Below are 16,050 nucleotides of genomic sequence, written 5' to 3' on the forward strand. Positions count from 1 at the left end.
AAAACAGCCGCCTTTTAAGAGACGGCTGTTTCGTTTATGGTTTTAAAGAGCTTTCCAGCCCCGTTCAATCAAATGTTTAACATCCTTTGCAAAATCCTCGCCCTTTTCCATCACGTCCTGAGCTCTTCCTGCAAAGTTACTGGCAACAGCCAGCTCCATTTTTTTCAATTCAAAGTGTAAGATTTTTTGATCAATCTCTGTTATATATTTTTCATATTCATTGTTAACGACGTCGTGCATCACACTGTAAGCATCTTTCCGGTGGCGATGAAAGTCGGTTCCTCTCTCGCCTTTCCATGACGAATCTAGTGCAGGCTTCTTAATTTCTTTGATATCTGACTGGGCAAGATCTTGTTCTGTTCGAATATTACTTTTGGCTGTCTTTAACCGAGAGATCATTTCGTCAAATTCTGCACGTTTGTTCTCAATTCCCATATGCAGATGGTGCAGCATCTCGGATAAACTCATGTCATCCACCTCTATCTGACCTCATACGAAAGCACGGCGTGAGCGCCTTTGGAAACCATCGACTCACTTGATTTTTCCAATCCTGACATTTCTATCGTTCTGCTTTCATTAAGTATAGTATAAGGCGAAAAGCCTCAGGCTTAAATAGGGAAAAGGTGTCCTTTTAGCGACGCGTTTGGAAGAAAAACGGAATAATACAAGGTCTTACACCCCTGATTTTATATGAGTCTTTAAGACTAGAATCATATTATGTCAATGGTACCCATAAATAAAAGCGATTGTGCTGATTATTTTGCAGCAATCGCTTCGTCTTGTTCTTTTAATGTTTTCACGTTAGAGCGTGTATCCTGAACATTTTTAATTAAGGCTTCTTTAAAGCTTGAGACCATTTCGCTCACTTCTGCTTCACGTGCCGTCCACTTGGTTACAAATTCAAGGCTGTTTTCACCCGCTTTATCTGCTGCTTTTTTCATCGCTAAAGCTTCGACGGCTTGGGAGACTTCATCTAGTTTATCCATAACTGTTTGGTAGTTTAACTTAATTTGTCCCATTGTGATATCCTCCAGATTTGTTCAGCATGAAACTCGTTTACAAGCTGCTCCATGCTTTTGAGATCAAGCGTTTTGCGTCCTCTACTGCGTCTTCTCCTTTTTCAGCAAGACGTGCGGCGTCTCCAGCTAAGGAACTGGCAAAGGATAACGCAGCTTGTTCTGCTTCTAATGTACTGATTTTGAATTCGATACGGCTCACGTAGCGTGGGTATTGATCGTTCACGATCGTTTGCAGCGCATCATGTGCTTCATTTCGGTCTGTTTTGAAATCCTGGCTTCGCTCACCTTTCCAAGAGGTCCCAAGCTTTGGCTGCTTGATTTGCTTTAAATCTGTTTCTGCCGCATCTTGTTCACGTTCAACCTTGCTTTTCGCCTTTTTGAGCCGAGCGATTTTCTCTTCAATTTCTGCTTTTTTATTTGAAATGCCACCGTTAAGGGCAGACAGCATATCCGATAAGCTCATATGGGTTCCTCCTCCTGTCAAAAAATAAAAACGCTGCTTAGAGTCCCTCTAAACGAGCGTAAGGTGAATAGCGCTTTTTCCAATATTGTTATTATAAGGTTCAAAGACTCATGTTTGAATAGGGATTTGTGCCCTTTTTATGGGATAAATATGCTTTCATTCTGCTTCACACTACCCCTTTCGACCTCATTTATAGGAGGTCTAAACTCCTGTTCGTTTGCTATATGCCACATATAGTCTCACGGTCCTAGGACAAACAAAGCCGCCCCGTTCAGGAGCGGCTTTTGCAAACGGCTTATGAGGCCGATTCTTCTCTTTCTTGTTGATCTTTCACGTACCAAATGAATTTACCTGTATATCCGTAAATGATTGCAAGACCAATGGCAACAAAACTCAACCACATAAATGGTAAATAAGAGAATGTCGATACGCCGAGAATTCCTGCCATGTAAATACCGTTATCTGACCATGGAACCATACCAGACGTAAGCGTACCACCGACCTCAGAGTTTCTGGATAAAACTCGTCTGTCTAACTTTAATTTATCGTAGCTCTTTTCCATAATTTTTGGTGTAAGGATTAACGATACATACATCGCACAGCCAAAGATATTGGCGAAGAACGCAACAACGAGTGTAGACAGCGTTACATTCCCTGCATTATGTAATTTTTTCTCAAATGTCGCGACGATGACTTTTAATACGCCTAAATATTCTAGTACTCCACCGAAACCAAGTCCCAGGATAATCACCACTAGAGACCCTAACATATTAACGATACCACCGCGGTTTAACAATGTATTTAAGAATTCTACATCTGAATTAATAGAGAAACCATTATAAGCTGTACCAAGTGCATCGGCTGGATTCATTCCTTGGAATGCCATTGCCCAAACTGCACCAAGAAGCGCACCAATCGCAATAACAGGCATTGAAGGCTTTTTCAAGACAAGTAATAGCACAACAATAAGCGCCGGAATGATCATCCAAATATTAATCGTGAATGTATCTTGCAGTGCTTGTTTCAAAAACTCTACTTTTCCTTGATCAATATTTTTTCCGCCATACATAAACCCGGTAATTGTAAACATAATAGCAGTTATGACAAATGCAGGTATGGATAAGACCATCATTGCTCTAACATGTGCGAGCACGTCCACTTTTGAAAGTGAGGAAGCAAGCACAGTACTATCAGATAAAGGAGATAACTTATCGCCAAAATAAGCTCCAGATAAAACAGCACCAGCCACGATAGGTAATGGAATTCCCAAACCTTCACCAATCGCAATCATGGCAATACCTGCGGTTCCAACTGTCCCCCATGATGTTCCTGTAGCAACAGACATAATGGAACAGATAATCAGTGTAGCTAGTAAGAAAATATTAGGATGAATAAATTCCAGTCCATAATAAATTAATGTGGGTACCACTCCGCCGGCAATCCATGTTCCAACAAGTGCACCTACAGCAATTAAAATCAAAACAGCCTCTAAACCATTCGATATCCCTTTTGTAATGGCGTTTTGAAGATCTTTGTATGAATGCCCCAATCGAATACCTAAAGCAATAACCATAAACCATGAGATAAACAATGCTAACTGAATATCTAATTTGAAGTAAAGAGTAAATGATAAAACAATCGCTAAAAACAAGCCAAGTACAGCTACGACTTCTAAAATAGATGGTAGACGTGGTGATTTCATTGTGTTTCCTCCCTTTGTGCGTGCGTTAAGCGTTTTCAAAATATTGTGAAAAAAGTGTGTCAATTCGAAAGAAAGTGAATTGCCTGTTTTTCTCTTTTTCACAGGCAATTCCACATATTAATAAAATAAAATTTTTGATATTATTATCGCTCTAGGAGCTCTGCACCCGCAATGCCAGGCTTTGTCATCTCAAATGGATTTAAGATAATATCAAGTTCTTCTTCCGTTAAAACATCGTACTGCAAGCAAAGATCTCTGATCGATTGTCCTGTTAAAATGGCTTCTCTTGCAATTCTAGCGGCTGCTTCATAGCCTAAGTGAGGGTTCACGGCAGTGATCACGCCTGCACTTTTTTCTACATATTCTTTCAAACGTATTTCATTTGCTTCAATGTCCGCTAAGCAATGATCTGTGAATGAGCGGAATCCGTTATTCATTATACTAATAGATTGAAGCAAGTTAAAGACCAGAACAGGCTCCATCACATTTAACTCAAGCTGGCCTGCTTCAGAAGCAAGACAGATCGTGTGGTCGTTCCCAATGACTTGGAATGCGATTTGGTTAATGAGCTCTGCCATGACTGGATTGACTTTCCCAGGCATGATGGATGATCCAGGCTGACGGGCCGGCAATGCGATTTCAGCAAGACCTGCGCGCGGACCAGATGCCATTAAGCGAAGGTCATTGGCAATCTTAGACATGTTCATCATACATACTTTTAAAGCGGCGGATACTTCTGTGTAAGCATCTGTATTTTGCGTTGCATCCACGAGATGCTCTGCGCCTACAAGAGGAAGACCAGATATATCAGCGAGCTTCTTCACCACGATCTCAATATAACGAGGATCTGCGTTTAAGCCTGTCCCAACAGCTGTTGCACCCATATTGACTTCATATAAATGCTGTTTTGATTGGTTGATCCGCTTAATATCACGGCTCAGCACACGGCTGTAAGCTTCAAATTCCTGTCCCAAACGGATTGGAACAGCATCCTGAAGGTGCGTACGTCCCATTTTGATCACATGATCGAATTCTTTCGCTTTCTTTTGAAAGACGTCCTGCATGACTTGCATCGTTTCAAGCAGAATGTCTAACTGCTTGAGCACAGCAATGTGGATTGCCGTTGGGAATGAATCATTCGTTGATTGCGACATGTTCACATGTGTGTTTGGGCTTAAATGAATGTATTCTCCCTTTTGATGTCCCATGATTTCTAGTGCTCTGTTTCCAATCACTTCATTGGCATTCATATTCATGGACGTTCCTGCGCCGCCTTGAATTGGATCGACAATAAAGTACTCGTGCAGCTTGCCTTCAATGACTTCATCAGACGCTTGAACGATGGCATTTCCAATTCCCTCATATAAACGTCCAACTTCCATATTGGCTTGAGCTGCTGCTTTTTTCACGATGGCAAAGGCTCTAATTAGTTCCTCGTGCATCCGATATCCTGTAATCGGGAAATTCTCTTTTGCACGAAGGGTTTGAACCCCATAATACACGTCTGCTGGAATTTCTTTTTCACCAAGAAAATCCTTCTCATAGCGATAAGTTGCTTGAACCATCTCTTATGACCTGCTTTCTATAGAATAGTTAAATCACTAAATCTTCTGCGATTGGCGTTTCCATAATCTTTTTGACTTCTCTTGGATCTGTTGTTTTGCCTAGTGCCCACATCAGTTTCGGCACGATAGCTTCTGTATTCATATTTCTTGAACGTGCCACCAATTCTTGATTGATCTTGCGTCCTACCTCATACACACTCATGTCTTCTCCTTCTTCAAGACACTGAGTGGTGATGACAACAGAAATGCCTTCTTCGAGCAATTCGTTGATCTTTTCTAAAAGGTTTCTTCCTTCGAAAGGAATTCCGCCGCTGCCGTAGCTTTCGATGACGACTCCTTTGTATACACCTTTGATTGCATCTAAGAATTCAGGCTTTAGACCTGGATGCAATTTCAAAAGACAAACGTCGGTGTTTAAGGATGCATCTAATTTAAGCGGTTTCATTGACGATCTTTTTACTTTGCTATTGTATTCAATTTGATGGTTTTCAATCGATGCAATATATGGGTAGTTAATGCTTTCAAATGCATCGTAGCTTTTCGTTCTTAGTTTGATCGCACGTGTTCCTTGGATGACCCTGCCATCAAACACGACATACACGCCGCCAACACCGTCACATGCAAAGCGAATTGCATCTGTGATGTTTTTCTTCGCATCTGTTTTCTTAAAAGTAATCGGAATTTGTGAACCTGTAATCACGATCGGCTTATCAGGATTTTGCAGCATATAAGACAGCGCTGCTGATGTATAGGCCATTGTATCGGTTCCGTGAGTAACGACAAACCCGTCATACTGATCATAATTCTCATAAATGGCTGTTGCGATATCAACCCAGTATTCAGGCTGCATATTTGTACTATCTATACTCATTAGGGACTTTGTGTCCATTGTATATTCTGCATTAATTTCGTTTAAATAGCTCAAAAGATCCTCAGCTTTAACACCTGGAGCTAAACCATTTTCACTCTCTACAGATGCAATCGTCCCACCAGTCGTTAAAAGCAATAATTTCTTCAACAGGTCCACCTCTTTCGTAAAATTACTTCGTTTGTCACACATATTATAAGCTAGCTTGTGCTATTCTATAATATACGCTTTACGCGTACCTTCATTGCCATTATAGTCACATAACGCGAATTAATCAAGAAATTGTTACGCATAACGCGTACATTCTATGTCAAAATATGATATACTGTTGTTGTAAATAAAGGAGCGTTCATGTATGATACTCGATCGTTTAACCACCCTTAGAAAAAAGAAAAAATGGTCTCTCCAGCATACGGCAGATCGCCTAGGTATCGCCAAAAGCACCTATGCCGGTTACGAATCTGGGTACCGACGACCTTCGCTTGAAGCAGTGAAGCTGCTGGCTGATTTGTATGATACGTCCATTGATTTTTTACTTGGTAGAACGGACGAGCCAGAGATACAACGCAAAATCTCTGATATCAAAATTGAACTGACGGAAGCAAAAGAAGGAACCATTTATGTAGACGGCGTTCCCCTAAATGATGAAGAAATCAAACAGCTTGTTGCCTTTATTCGGGCGAAAAACACTCTAAAAGTATAAACACAGAAAAGAGAGGCACCTTATAAACAGGTGCCTCTCTTTCCTTTTCCAATCTCAATATGGAGAAGACAGCTGGCTTAATTCCTCTAGCCGCCGCTTCGCTTCTTCTTTATTAAACGAACTATAATAGCGATAATTCTCCTCATCTAAGATGCGGTAATGCTGACTAAGTACATTTTGCTGAAGGCGAAACGTGCCTTTTTTGACAGACGTCCTCCACCAAACCTTGCCGCCAATCGTACGCTCTACTGATAGATGTAATTCATCATGTGCCACAACTTCCAAAATCTCAAGCGGGTCATCCCCTAGTGTCCCTTTCAGAATGTCACTATCTCTGAATAATGCACATACGGCCGCGGATTGCGTCCAATTGAGACGCAGCCTGTTTTTTTCAACCTGCTGTAAATGCCGTTTCGATAGACCAAGTACCTCCGCCATACGATCCTGCGTATAATCCTTTTCTTTTCGAATCCGTGCCATTTGTTCTGTGACGAGGTCGATTACCATCTCTTTATCCATCTCTCATCGCCTCTTTCGAGTGTTCAGTCTTTACTGACATCATACACGATTTCTTCGAAAAAGTGGCGCCTCATCCTATAGAATTCTGACAAAAACAGCTTAGTCGGTCTTCTCTTCTCCTTGGCCATGCTGCTGTCTCCAATTTTCTTGGGCTGTCTGATGTAAATATGGATAGATCTCCTGTTTGACGGTCTGTTCAAATACTTCTTCATCTAAAATGCTGTACGCTGGAATTTTGATCAATTTCCCATCTACTTTCCGAATGAGCACATCCATGAAAAGAAATCCTTTTATACTGTAACGATGCCTGCGCATGTCAATTGATTGAATATCTTGAAAAGAGATCGTTCGCTCCCGGTGCAGCACAGCGCCATTCTCTCCGCGCTGAATGCGAAAAATCACATTTCCCCTCTTCGTAAAAGCAGGCAAAATCATCAAAAAGGAGATCCAGCCATAGATAATACCTAATAGTCCGCCTAAAAATAAAAACAATGTATAGTTCGATTCAAATGTAAGGGCTTCTGAAAATAACCAAATACCGATGATACCGAAGCCGCCCGTTGCTAAGAATGCCCATACTCTTAAAAAAGGTCTGCTCCTTACTTCTATTACTTCACTTGGATTCAAGCGTCATTCTCCTTTTCTCCATTAGAATATAGAACGTAACCCGTCTTGATGAGCCGTCTCAATGCGAAATTGATTTTCTTTTATTCCTGATACAAGCCACGATTGGTTCTCACCTGGAATCACAAATATCATCGACTCCACATCAGGCGTATTATTTTTGTCATAGACGACCTTCATGAGGGAGTCCATCTTTCCTTTTCTCGTCTGTACATCAGAAACAAATGCCTTCACGAGCTCTTGATTCTCCGCTTTATTCAGGAAGGATGGCCACTCACTTTTCGCTTCGCTTGCCTGTTCTAATAGCATTTCAAATTCCTCTGCCTGCAGGCTGATGACAGGTTCAGGGTGATCATTCATTTGTATATTGAAAAAGGCTGTCACTTGCTCCTCTGCCTGCTGATCGCCGTCCAGTTTGCGAATCTGATGTACTTGTTGATCATAAAGCGTATGATGCGCATATACACCCGCCTGTGTTGTGTGAAAAGAGGTGCTGACTTCTTCATCTGTGTCTCCAAATTTAGATGCCTTGATCGTGTGAGAGGCATCATTCATCGCCTGGATGAAATGACGGTATTCCGCTTTATAACGGTATTGTCTGTTTCGAAATTCCAGTACACCTTTTGCAAGCAAAGAGCGGCACGCAATTTCAAATAAAAACCCAAGGCGCTCGTCCTCTACTTCAGGATAATAGGCCTCCTTTAAGGACATGCCTTGTTCAAAATAGCCTTCACTGTAAAAACTAAAGATGAGTTCCTCAATACTTAGACTTAGCTGATCCAACTTGATCTCTCCTTATCCAAAAGAAAATGCACCCTTAAAGAAATCGCCTGCACCCTTTATGAGCGAATCTGCGGTTTCTTTTGTTTTTTCTATCCCTTTATGTATCGCCTGATTTGCCTGATCAATGGTATCATTCACTGCTTTCACACCTTGACCCGCCAGTTCGAATGCTTTTTTCCCTTTATCCACGACTGCATGAATCGGGTCCTTTAATTTCACTGCCATCTGTTCAGCAAAACCGGATGTCAGCTTGGCGACTTTTTCTCCAATAAATCCACCTACTGCTGAACCAATGGCGCCGCCAACAACGGTTCCAATCGGACCTGCAAAGCTGCCAAGAGCACCGCCGACAACGGCACCTGCGACAGAACCGCCAGCGATAAAGACCGTATTGTTCACTGCATTTCCAACAGCCTTTGCATTTTCACGCTTAAGAACTTCGGGTTGATCTCCGAATTCTGCATAGTTCTCGGCAATTTTCAATCCACAGCCAACCGTTTCTGTTGCACCAGTGACAACTGTTGCAATAATGGCATTTCCTTTCGCAAATCTTGCACCATTTTTCAGAACAGACTTAATCGCAGCCGTGTCCTTCCAATTAATACTTCCTTTTGTAAAATCACGAACACTGTTTGTGAACGAAACTGTATCGTCAGGATAAAATTTTGTGAATTTCTTATGGACCAAGTCAGCCATCGGCCAGTTCGATCGTTTTAATAATTCTTTTTTACTCAGCCAAATCCTTGCTAACCGGTCAAATCTCGTTCCTTCTACCCGGCTGGTCAGATCAAGCAGCAGCTTTGAATGCTGCGCTGCATATCGGCCATTCTCTTTAATGAAAGTCGTCATCCCAAGCCCGTAATATTTCGCCTGCATCATCACGATACCAGCTAAGTTCGTGAGTGTACCATATTGATCATAGATACTGTACAATTTCCGCAATATATCATCTGCTTCGACCATTTTATCGGTTGCATGACGAATGGCAATATCATCACTGCTCAATTTGCTGATTAATGCCTGTCCTGCTCCCCATGCATCCCCGACACCAGAAAAACAGCTTCTATACCGAGGATCGCAGCCTAAAATCAGCCCGTCCAGTTCACTATGTAAATCGCGGTGCTTCGTTTCAATGGCTGACAGCTCGCCTACAAAATCATTCGCCAGCCCTGTCAGCTGATCTGGATCAACCACAATGTCACGTGCCATCACATCATCTCCCTTCTCGGTTTCTTTCTCTCCGTTCTTCTCGTCTCTTTCGCTCAAGCTCTTCCATCCTGGCAATTTCAGCTTTACGCTCCTCAATTTTGACCGCTGCATCCCGCAGTTCCTGACTTGTTTCAAGCAAATCTTTTTCAAATTGATCGTAGCGTGCCGTTGTTTCTTCAAAGCTTTGATCAAATTTATCCCTTGCTTCTCCCTGCCAGCCTGATCCTACTGCCTTCAGCCGATTTTCCAGCAGCTGCTTGGACTGCCGAATCTCATCAGCCGCTTCCTGAAACTTTTGAGCGAGTGCCAGCGTTTGACTAGAATCCAACTTTCGCACCCCTTTCTCCCAATTTAACGTACAAATGGATGATTTTATATGTCCTCATTATAAATAAAAAGACACCCAAAAAAATCACCCTAAAGAACCATTCAGCACATTACCTAATGAAAGTAGGCCTTTTTCCTCTCTAATTGCCAGAGAAAGCCTTTCTTGTTATGAAGCGCATTCAAGACGTGATAAAATGGACGTATTCTACAAAAGGAGTGACGTATAGATGAAAGAGGAAATGATTCAGCGTTTCACAAGTTATGTGAAGGTAGATACGCAGTCAGATGCAGAAAAGGAAAGCTGCCCATCTACTGAAGGACAATTGAACCTGGCGAGACAGCTTGTTGAAGAGATGAAATCCATCGGGATTCAAGAAGTGACTATGGATGAAAACGGCTATGTCATGGGGACAATCCCATCTAACACAGACAAAGACGTGCCGACCATTGGCTTCCTGGCTCATATCGACACAGCCACTGACTTCACCGGCAAAAATGTAAAACCGCAGCTTCATGAGAACTATCAAGGCGGCGACATTACCTTAAATGAAGATCTACATATCGTTTTATCTCCACAACAGTTTCCAAATTTACAAAAGTACCAAGGACATACGCTGATTACAACAGATGGCACAACCCTGCTTGGTGCAGATAACAAAGCTGGTATCGCAGAAATTATGACAGCTATGCAGTACCTCATCGAACACCCAGAAATCAAGCATGGAAAAATCCGCGTCGCTTTTACGCCGGATGAAGAGATTGGCAGAGGGCCGCACAAGTTTGATGTTGATGCCTTTGGCGCTTCCTATGCGTACACAATTGACGGCGGACCGCTTGGCGAGCTGCAATATGAAAGCTTCAACGCAGCGGGCGCGAAAGTATCCATTAAAGGAAACAACGTCCACCCAGGAACAGCAAAGGACAAAATGGTCAGCGCTGCGAAAATTGGGATGCTCTTTCACAATAAACTTCCTTCTGACGAATCTCCAGAATATACAGAAGGCTACGAAGGCTTTTTCCACCTGACGAAATTTGTAGGGGAAGTAGAAGAGGCCGAGCTGCAATATATTATCCGTGATTTTGATAAAGAGAAATTCAACAATCGCAAGGCACTGTTTGAAAAAATAGCAAATGACTTAAAAGCCACGTACGGAGAAAACAGCATCACTCTCAGCATTCAGGATCAATATTATAATATGAGAGAAAAAATTGAGCCGGTGAAACATATTGTGGACATTGCTCATGAAGCCATGGAAAATCGCTCAGTAACACCGGTCATTGAACCAATTCGCGGCGGCACAGACGGCTCCCAGCTTTCATATAAAGGTCTCCCAACGCCAAACATCTTTACTGGCGGGGAAAACTTCCACGGTAAATATGAATTTATTTCCGTTGAAAACATGGTGAAAGCAACCGAAGTTATCGTTGAAATTGCCCGTTTATTTGAGGAAAAAGCATAAACATGTTTACAACCGTTCCTGTTCGGGAACGGTTTTTTAATAAAAGTTTACAATTTTCTGAAACTTTTATGACACTTATTCGTACTAATAGAGACAACCCCAGAAAAAATTCTTCTTGACGAGTGAAATAACTGGAAATATAATAGTTAAAAACAACCAGTATTTTAGACCTAAAATAGCAGATTGAATGAACCTTAAGAACTAAACCAAGTCTGCTGCTTATTTTCAGTTATAAACATCACTCACCCTGTCTACACTTAAAGAATAGGATGAATTGGAGGAATGTCATATGATGATTTTATTGATTATCGCTTCACTTTGCTGCTACTTACTATTCTCTTTCAAAAAAGATAACCGCACTCAAAAAAGAAAAAGCGCAGAGCTTTCGGAGTTTGAAATCTTTCGTATGCGCCGCCACTACAACGGAAAACGCCGTCACCCACTAAATGATGCACCTAAACAAGTATAGATCCAAATAAAAGAGCCTCATGAGGGGGCTCTTTTTGTTGAAAAACAGCAAAAAACGACCACTGAATCTGGTCGTTTTTCTTTTTATTTATATACCTTCGCAGGCACTTGAATCATAGGAATTCCAACATAGTAAGGTGAAATTTCATATGGCTGGAAGACAACAGCAATTCCCTTTTTCGTGAAGTAATACTGCGTGTTGTAGTTGATTTCAATGTCGCTTTTTTTCAGGTTCGCGTAGAATTTGCTTTTATGTTTCTTTGTGTAGTTATAAATATAATCTCTTACTTTCGTACGCTTTTTCTTTGTTTTCACAACGTCTGTCAAGAACAGCTGCTTTGTTTTTTTCTTTGTTAACACATAGTTCATGCTGGAAACCATTGTGTCTCCGTGCGCTCCACCGTTATACATGTAATCATAGTTTAAGATACTCAGTTTCTTACCATTGTTAAATTTCGTTTTATACGTTCTCTCATACGTGACCTTCCCGTAGCCTTCTTTTTTCGCTTCGTCCTTTAAGTACAAGTAAGTAGAATAAGAAAAAGCGATATCTTCTTTTAAATCACGATTGATGGTTTTCATATGCGTCTTGCTTAGATTTTTCACCTGTGCATATTTGAACGTTTTTTTCTTCTTATAATAGTGTGTGCTTACTTTTGCTTTTTTTGCTTGTTTGGCATCAGCAGATCCAACTGGCGCAAACAAGGAAACAATCAGTGAGAAAATGAGCAGGCTGATCGTTAGGCCTTTTTTCATTGTCATAGTAAAAACCCCCATTTTTGTCTATTACCAAATGAGTATACCATGACAAAAGAACCAAAAGAAGTATTTTTTCCATATTATTCTTCATTTTTCCACATCGGGTTTGTTTACCGTTTTCATAAGTTCCTGTATGCTTAATGTAGAATGCTAGATGAAGTGTGGTGTTTATCATAGAAGAGAATATTTTTAGTCACATTCGGACAACGTTTCATAGTTTGTCCCCAACCCAGAAAAAGATTGCCAATTACATTTTACAAAACCCTCAGAAAGTTGTGCTTCATTCTATAAGTGCACTCGCTGCTGAATGCAGCACAAGTGAAACGACGATCTTTCGGTTTCTAAGAAAAATTGGCTATGAATCGTATCAAGTGTTTCGTGTTCATGTCGCACAGGATATCGCGACCAATACACCTCAATCCATATACGGTGAGATCGAGGCAACCGATAGTGTAGCTGACATTAAACATAAGGTCATAGAGTTAACAACAAACTCTATACAAGATATGAAGCATATTTTAGAAGATCATGCCGTCACACAATTCATTGAACACATGAAACAGGCACATAAAACCGTCTTTTTTGGAGCAGGCGCGTCCAGCTTTATTGCTGGGGATGCTTATCATAAGTTCCTGCAGCTTGGTTTTGAAGTGAGCCTATGCAGTGATCCGCATATGATGAATATGATTGCAACACACGCCACGGAACACGATTTTATCGTCGCAATCTCCCATTCTGGAGAGAGCAGAGAAATTCTTGACGCCGTACAGTTTGCAAAAGAAAAAGGGGCAAAGGTTGCTTCTATCACCAGCTATCCGAAATCTGAGCTCGCAAAGCGGTCTGACTTTCATCTGCTTAGCTCTTCAAGAGAGACAACCTATCGATCAGACTCCATGATCTCCCGTATCAACCAGCTTGTGATCATTGATGTACTATACGTCACCGCTGTTTTAGAGCTAGGATCAAATGCCATTGAAAACGTGAAACGATCTCGATTAGCCGTAGCTAAAAATAAAACATAAACACAAAAGACCGGAGCTGATTCCGGTCTTTTTTTGTGACTTTTTTCATATTTTCCGTTGACACGTTCCTATCACGTCATGTACATTAAATGAACAATAGTTTATTTCCTACTATTAAATTTTAAAGATAGTATATATACTAACACAATGAAAAGAAAGCGCTTTTTTTAAGGGTTTTCTATATAGGAGGCGGACAACGTGACAAAGAAGATTGGATTCATTGGACTAGGTATTATGGGAAAACCTATGGCACTCAATCTATTAAAAGCTGGTCATGCTTTGACAGTTTTTGACCTAAATGAGGAAGCGATTCGATCGTTACAAGAAGCCGGAGCAAAAGGTGCTGTTTCAGCAGCTGAGGCAGCTTCTGAAAGCGATATCATCATCACAATGCTTCCTAAAGGAGAGCATGTAGAGGCAGTCGTTTCAGGTGATCAAGGCATTTTAACGACAGCTGCACCTGGCACTGTCATCGTAGATATGAGCTCAATTTCTCCTGTCACCTCCAGGGCTTTAGCTGCTCTTGCCAAACAGCATCAGGTGGAATTTATCGATGCACCTGTCAGCGGCGGAGAACCGAAGGCAATAGACGGAACACTTGCCATCATGGCTGGCGGCGAAGAATCCATCTTTGAGCAAGTGAAGGATGTCCTGCTTGCAATGGGCACTGAAGTCGTATTAGTTGGGGCAAATGGCAGCGGGACAACAGCGAAGCTTGCCAATCAAATCATCGTCAACTTAAATATTGCGGCCATGTCCGAGGCGCTCGTTCTAGCTGCTAAATCAGGCATTGCCATTGATAAGATGTATGAAGCCATCCGCGGCGGACTGGCAGGAAGTGCCGTGCTCGATGCAAAAGTTCCTCTCATCTTAGAACGAAATTTTGAACCTGGCGGACGCATCGACATCAACTTGAAGGATTTAACCAATGTCATGGAAACTGCTCACGATATCGGTGTTCCTCTTCCGCTTTCTAGTCAGCTGCTCGAAATCTTCCACGCCCTCAAAGCGGACGGAAAATCCGGGCTTGATCATGGCGGCATCGTTCAATATTACGAAAAAATGGCTCATGTCGAAGTAAAGAAAGGATGAGATGGTCATGAAACAAAACACTGACATACTGAATGCCATTCCGAAAGCAGATTCAAAGGCCATTCAATCAGCATACGAACAAGCACTGAGCAGCTTTCAGCATAAAGTTATTGTATTAGACGATGATCCAACAGGGATTCAAACCGTACATGGCGTCTCTGTTTTCACCGATTGGTCAGAGGAAAGCATTGAAGCTGGTTTTCTTGAAGACAGCCGCATGTTCTTTATTTTGACCAATTCTCGCAGTATGACAGAGAAAGAAACTGCCGCTGCGCACAAAACAATCGCAGCAACCATTGTAAAGGTGGCTAAACGGCTTAATCAGGACTTCGTCATTGTCAGCAGAGGGGATTCTACTCTTCGCGGGCACTTTCCGCTTGAAACTGAAGTACTCAAAACGACCATTGAACAGCAAAGCTCCCGCCATTTCGATGGTGAAATCCTTCTTCCTTTTTTCCAAGAAGGTGGACGCTTTACGATTGACAATATTCATTACGTACAGGAAGGACATGAATTAATTCCTGCTGGTGACACAGAATTTGCAAGAGACCGTACATTCGGCTTTCAATCATCTCATCTTGGAGAATGGATTGAAGAAAAGTCAGAAGGAATGTTCACAAAAGAGAACACGACCTACATTTCGTTAGCTGATCTGCGGGCTTTACGCATTGATCAAATCAAACATCAGCTCATGAGTGTCAAGGATTTCAAAAAGGTGGTTGTAAACGCGGTGGACTATGACGATGTCAAAGTCTTTGTCACCGCTCTCATTGAAGCCATTCAAGCAGGACAGCAGCTGATGTTCAGAAGTGCGGCGGCGCTCACAAAAGTACTTGGCGGTATAGGGGATCAAGCCTTATTAACAAGAGATGCCTTGATACAAGGAGAAAGCCCGCATGGTGGTCTCATTATGATCGGTTCTCATGTGAAAAAAACAACAGAACAATTAAAAGCGCTGCAACAAAATAAAAAGATGGCTTTTATTGAATTTAATACCCACCTCGTGTTAGAGCCTGATGCCTTTCGCGAAGAAATTGACCGCGTCATTCAGCAAACTGAAACACTGTTGGCAGGTGGTCAATCTGTGGCTGTTTATACAAGAAGAGAACGGCTTGATCTTGGGGATGATCGCCAAGAGGAAGAACTAAAGCTCTCTGTAGAGATTAGTGATGCTGTGACAAGTATTGTCCAGCGTCTCACCATTCGTCCTAAGTATCTTATTGCCAAAGGTGGAATTACCTCCAGCGATATTGGGACAAGAGGACTTAGCGTGAAACGTGCGACCGTGGCAGGTCAAATCAAACCAGGTATCCCCGTTTGGCAAACAGGAGAAGAAAGTAAATTCCCTTTCATGTCTTATGTGATTTTCCCGGGAAATGTTGGGGCAAAGGATACGTTAAAAGAAGCTGTAGACATACTTGAAGGATAAGGCATAGGGGGTGTTTGCGCCCCTTATGCACCACAAAG

18 protein-coding genes are annotated in these 16,050 nt (G+C 41.8%); 6 read left to right on the forward strand and 12 right to left on the reverse strand.

What is annotated here, in order from left to right; all coding sequences use genetic code 11:
* Positions 1 to 42: 42 nt before the first annotated feature.
* From H7F25_RS16655 to H7F25_RS16680, 6 genes are all read right to left on the reverse strand, one after another.
* Positions 43 to 468, reverse strand: coding sequence for a YwqH-like family protein (locus H7F25_RS16655; protein ID WP_024423904.1), 426 nt, complete (start codon positions 466 to 468; stop codon positions 43 to 45).
* A 287-nt stretch (positions 469 to 755) separates the two neighbouring features.
* Positions 756 to 1,019: a YwqI/YxiC family protein gene (locus tag H7F25_RS16660; RefSeq protein ID WP_024423905.1), complete on the reverse strand. Its 264-nt coding sequence runs from the start codon at positions 1,017 to 1,019 to the stop codon at positions 756 to 758.
* Between the two features lie 37 nt (positions 1,020 to 1,056).
* On the reverse strand, positions 1,057 to 1,482 hold the full coding sequence (locus tag H7F25_RS16665; RefSeq protein WP_024423906.1) for a YwqH-like family protein: 426 nt from the start codon (positions 1,480 to 1,482) through the stop codon (positions 1,057 to 1,059).
* Between the two features lie 295 nt (positions 1,483 to 1,777).
* Positions 1,778 to 3,184, reverse strand: coding sequence for a Na+/H+ antiporter NhaC (nhaC, locus tag H7F25_RS16670; RefSeq protein ID WP_034281362.1), 1,407 nt, complete (start codon positions 3,182 to 3,184; stop codon positions 1,778 to 1,780).
* A gap of 143 nt (positions 3,185 to 3,327) precedes the next feature.
* The gene (gene aspA / locus H7F25_RS16675; protein WP_024423908.1) at positions 3,328 to 4,749 is read right to left on the reverse strand and encodes an aspartate ammonia-lyase; all 1,422 of its coding nucleotides are present in this window, start codon (positions 4,747 to 4,749) and stop codon (positions 3,328 to 3,330) included.
* Between the two features lie 28 nt (positions 4,750 to 4,777).
* Positions 4,778 to 5,767 (reverse strand): asparaginase, encoded by a 990-nt coding sequence (locus tag H7F25_RS16680; protein ID WP_003215391.1) that lies wholly within the window; start codon positions 5,765 to 5,767, stop codon positions 4,778 to 4,780.
* A gap of 205 nt (positions 5,768 to 5,972) precedes the next feature.
* Here H7F25_RS16680 and H7F25_RS16685 point away from each other — a divergent pair, with 205 nt between their 5' ends.
* Positions 5,973 to 6,320, forward strand: coding sequence for a helix-turn-helix domain-containing protein (locus H7F25_RS16685; RefSeq protein WP_024427528.1), 348 nt, complete (start codon positions 5,973 to 5,975; stop codon positions 6,318 to 6,320).
* A 54-nt stretch (positions 6,321 to 6,374) separates the two neighbouring features.
* Here the strand turns inward: H7F25_RS16685 and H7F25_RS16690 are convergent, their stop codons facing one another.
* From H7F25_RS16690 to H7F25_RS16710, 5 genes are all read right to left on the reverse strand, one after another.
* Positions 6,375 to 6,839: a helix-turn-helix domain-containing protein gene (locus H7F25_RS16690; RefSeq protein WP_024423909.1), complete on the reverse strand. Its 465-nt coding sequence runs from the start codon at positions 6,837 to 6,839 to the stop codon at positions 6,375 to 6,377.
* Between the two features lie 99 nt (positions 6,840 to 6,938).
* Complete coding sequence (locus H7F25_RS16695) at positions 6,939 to 7,466, reverse strand: YfjD family protein (RefSeq protein WP_185853950.1); 528 nt, start codon at positions 7,464 to 7,466, stop codon at positions 6,939 to 6,941.
* Positions 7,467 to 7,487: 21 nt separating this feature from the next.
* The gene (locus H7F25_RS16700) at positions 7,488 to 8,246 is read right to left on the reverse strand and encodes a hypothetical protein (RefSeq protein WP_024423911.1); all 759 of its coding nucleotides are present in this window, start codon (positions 8,244 to 8,246) and stop codon (positions 7,488 to 7,490) included.
* Between the two features lie 12 nt (positions 8,247 to 8,258).
* Positions 8,259 to 9,455 carry a DUF6861 domain-containing protein gene (locus H7F25_RS16705; protein WP_185854554.1) on the reverse strand — a complete coding sequence of 399 codons (1,197 nt, stop codon included), beginning with the start codon at positions 9,453 to 9,455 and terminating at the stop codon, positions 8,259 to 8,261.
* A gap of 4 nt (positions 9,456 to 9,459) precedes the next feature.
* A complete protein-coding gene (locus H7F25_RS16710) occupies positions 9,460 to 9,783 on the reverse strand; it encodes a WXG100 family type VII secretion target (RefSeq protein WP_024427532.1) in 324 nt (107 codons plus the stop codon).
* A gap of 226 nt (positions 9,784 to 10,009) precedes the next feature.
* Between H7F25_RS16710 and pepT the strand changes: the two genes are divergently transcribed.
* Together pepT and H7F25_RS16720 are read left to right on the forward strand one after the other, a co-directional pair.
* Positions 10,010 to 11,242 carry a peptidase T gene (pepT, locus tag H7F25_RS16715; protein WP_185853951.1) on the forward strand — a complete coding sequence of 411 codons (1,233 nt, stop codon included), beginning with the start codon at positions 10,010 to 10,012 and terminating at the stop codon, positions 11,240 to 11,242.
* A 289-nt stretch (positions 11,243 to 11,531) separates the two neighbouring features.
* The gene (locus H7F25_RS16720) at positions 11,532 to 11,711 is read left to right on the forward strand and encodes a hypothetical protein (protein ID WP_008345664.1); all 180 of its coding nucleotides are present in this window, start codon (positions 11,532 to 11,534) and stop codon (positions 11,709 to 11,711) included.
* A gap of 83 nt (positions 11,712 to 11,794) precedes the next feature.
* Here H7F25_RS16720 and H7F25_RS16725 read toward each other — a convergent pair whose 3' ends face one another.
* A complete protein-coding gene (locus H7F25_RS16725; protein WP_025093777.1) occupies positions 11,795 to 12,472 on the reverse strand; it encodes a DUF3298 and DUF4163 domain-containing protein in 678 nt (225 codons plus the stop codon).
* Positions 12,473 to 12,633: 161 nt separating this feature from the next.
* Between H7F25_RS16725 and H7F25_RS16730 the strand changes: the two genes are divergently transcribed.
* From H7F25_RS16730 to H7F25_RS16740, 3 genes are all read left to right on the forward strand, one after another.
* Positions 12,634 to 13,491, forward strand: a complete 858-nt coding sequence (locus H7F25_RS16730) for a MurR/RpiR family transcriptional regulator (protein ID WP_024427535.1) — start codon at positions 12,634 to 12,636, stop codon at positions 13,489 to 13,491.
* A gap of 198 nt (positions 13,492 to 13,689) precedes the next feature.
* A complete protein-coding gene (gene garR / locus H7F25_RS16735) occupies positions 13,690 to 14,583 on the forward strand; it encodes a 2-hydroxy-3-oxopropionate reductase (protein WP_185853952.1) in 894 nt (297 codons plus the stop codon).
* 7 nt (positions 14,584 to 14,590) lie between these two features.
* Positions 14,591 to 16,012: a four-carbon acid sugar kinase family protein gene (locus tag H7F25_RS16740; protein ID WP_185853953.1), complete on the forward strand. Its 1,422-nt coding sequence runs from the start codon at positions 14,591 to 14,593 to the stop codon at positions 16,010 to 16,012.
* Positions 16,013 to 16,050 lie beyond the last annotated feature (38 nt).

The organism is Bacillus sp. PAMC28571 (assembly GCF_014250435.1).
In the GTDB taxonomy this organism is placed as follows: Bacteria; Bacillota; Bacilli; order Bacillales; family Bacillaceae; genus Bacillus; species Bacillus safensis.

Bases quoted from the DNA above. Each gene is read 5' to 3' on its own strand.
- H7F25_RS16690 (WP_024423909.1), bottom strand. From the start codon at position 6,839: ATGGATAAAGAGATGGTAATCGACCTCGTCACAGAACAAATGGCACGG.
- pepT (WP_185853951.1), top strand. From the start codon at position 10,010: ATGAAAGAGGAAATGATTCAGCGTTTCACAAGTTATGTGAAGGTAGAT.
- H7F25_RS16725 (WP_025093777.1), bottom strand. From the start codon at position 12,472: ATGACAATGAAAAAAGGCCTAACGATCAGCCTGCTCATTTTCTCACTG.
- H7F25_RS16705 (WP_185854554.1), bottom strand. From the start codon at position 9,455: ATGGCACGTGACATTGTGGTTGATCCAGATCAGCTGACAGGGCTGGCG.
- aspA (WP_024423908.1), bottom strand. From the start codon at position 4,749: ATGGTTCAAGCAACTTATCGCTATGAGAAGGATTTTCTTGGTGAAAAA.
- nhaC (WP_034281362.1), bottom strand. From the start codon at position 3,184: ATGAAATCACCACGTCTACCATCTATTTTAGAAGTCGTAGCTGTACTT.
- H7F25_RS16655 (WP_024423904.1), bottom strand. From the start codon at position 468: ATGAGTTTATCCGAGATGCTGCACCATCTGCATATGGGAATTGAGAAC.
- H7F25_RS16720 (WP_008345664.1), top strand. From the start codon at position 11,532: ATGATGATTTTATTGATTATCGCTTCACTTTGCTGCTACTTACTATTC.
- H7F25_RS16660 (WP_024423905.1), bottom strand. From the start codon at position 1,019: ATGGGACAAATTAAGTTAAACTACCAAACAGTTATGGATAAACTAGAT.
- H7F25_RS16685 (WP_024427528.1), top strand. From the start codon at position 5,973: ATGATACTCGATCGTTTAACCACCCTTAGAAAAAAGAAAAAATGGTCT.
- H7F25_RS16665 (WP_024423906.1), bottom strand. From the start codon at position 1,482: ATGAGCTTATCGGATATGCTGTCTGCCCTTAACGGTGGCATTTCAAAT.
- H7F25_RS16740 (WP_185853953.1), top strand. From the start codon at position 14,591: ATGAAACAAAACACTGACATACTGAATGCCATTCCGAAAGCAGATTCA.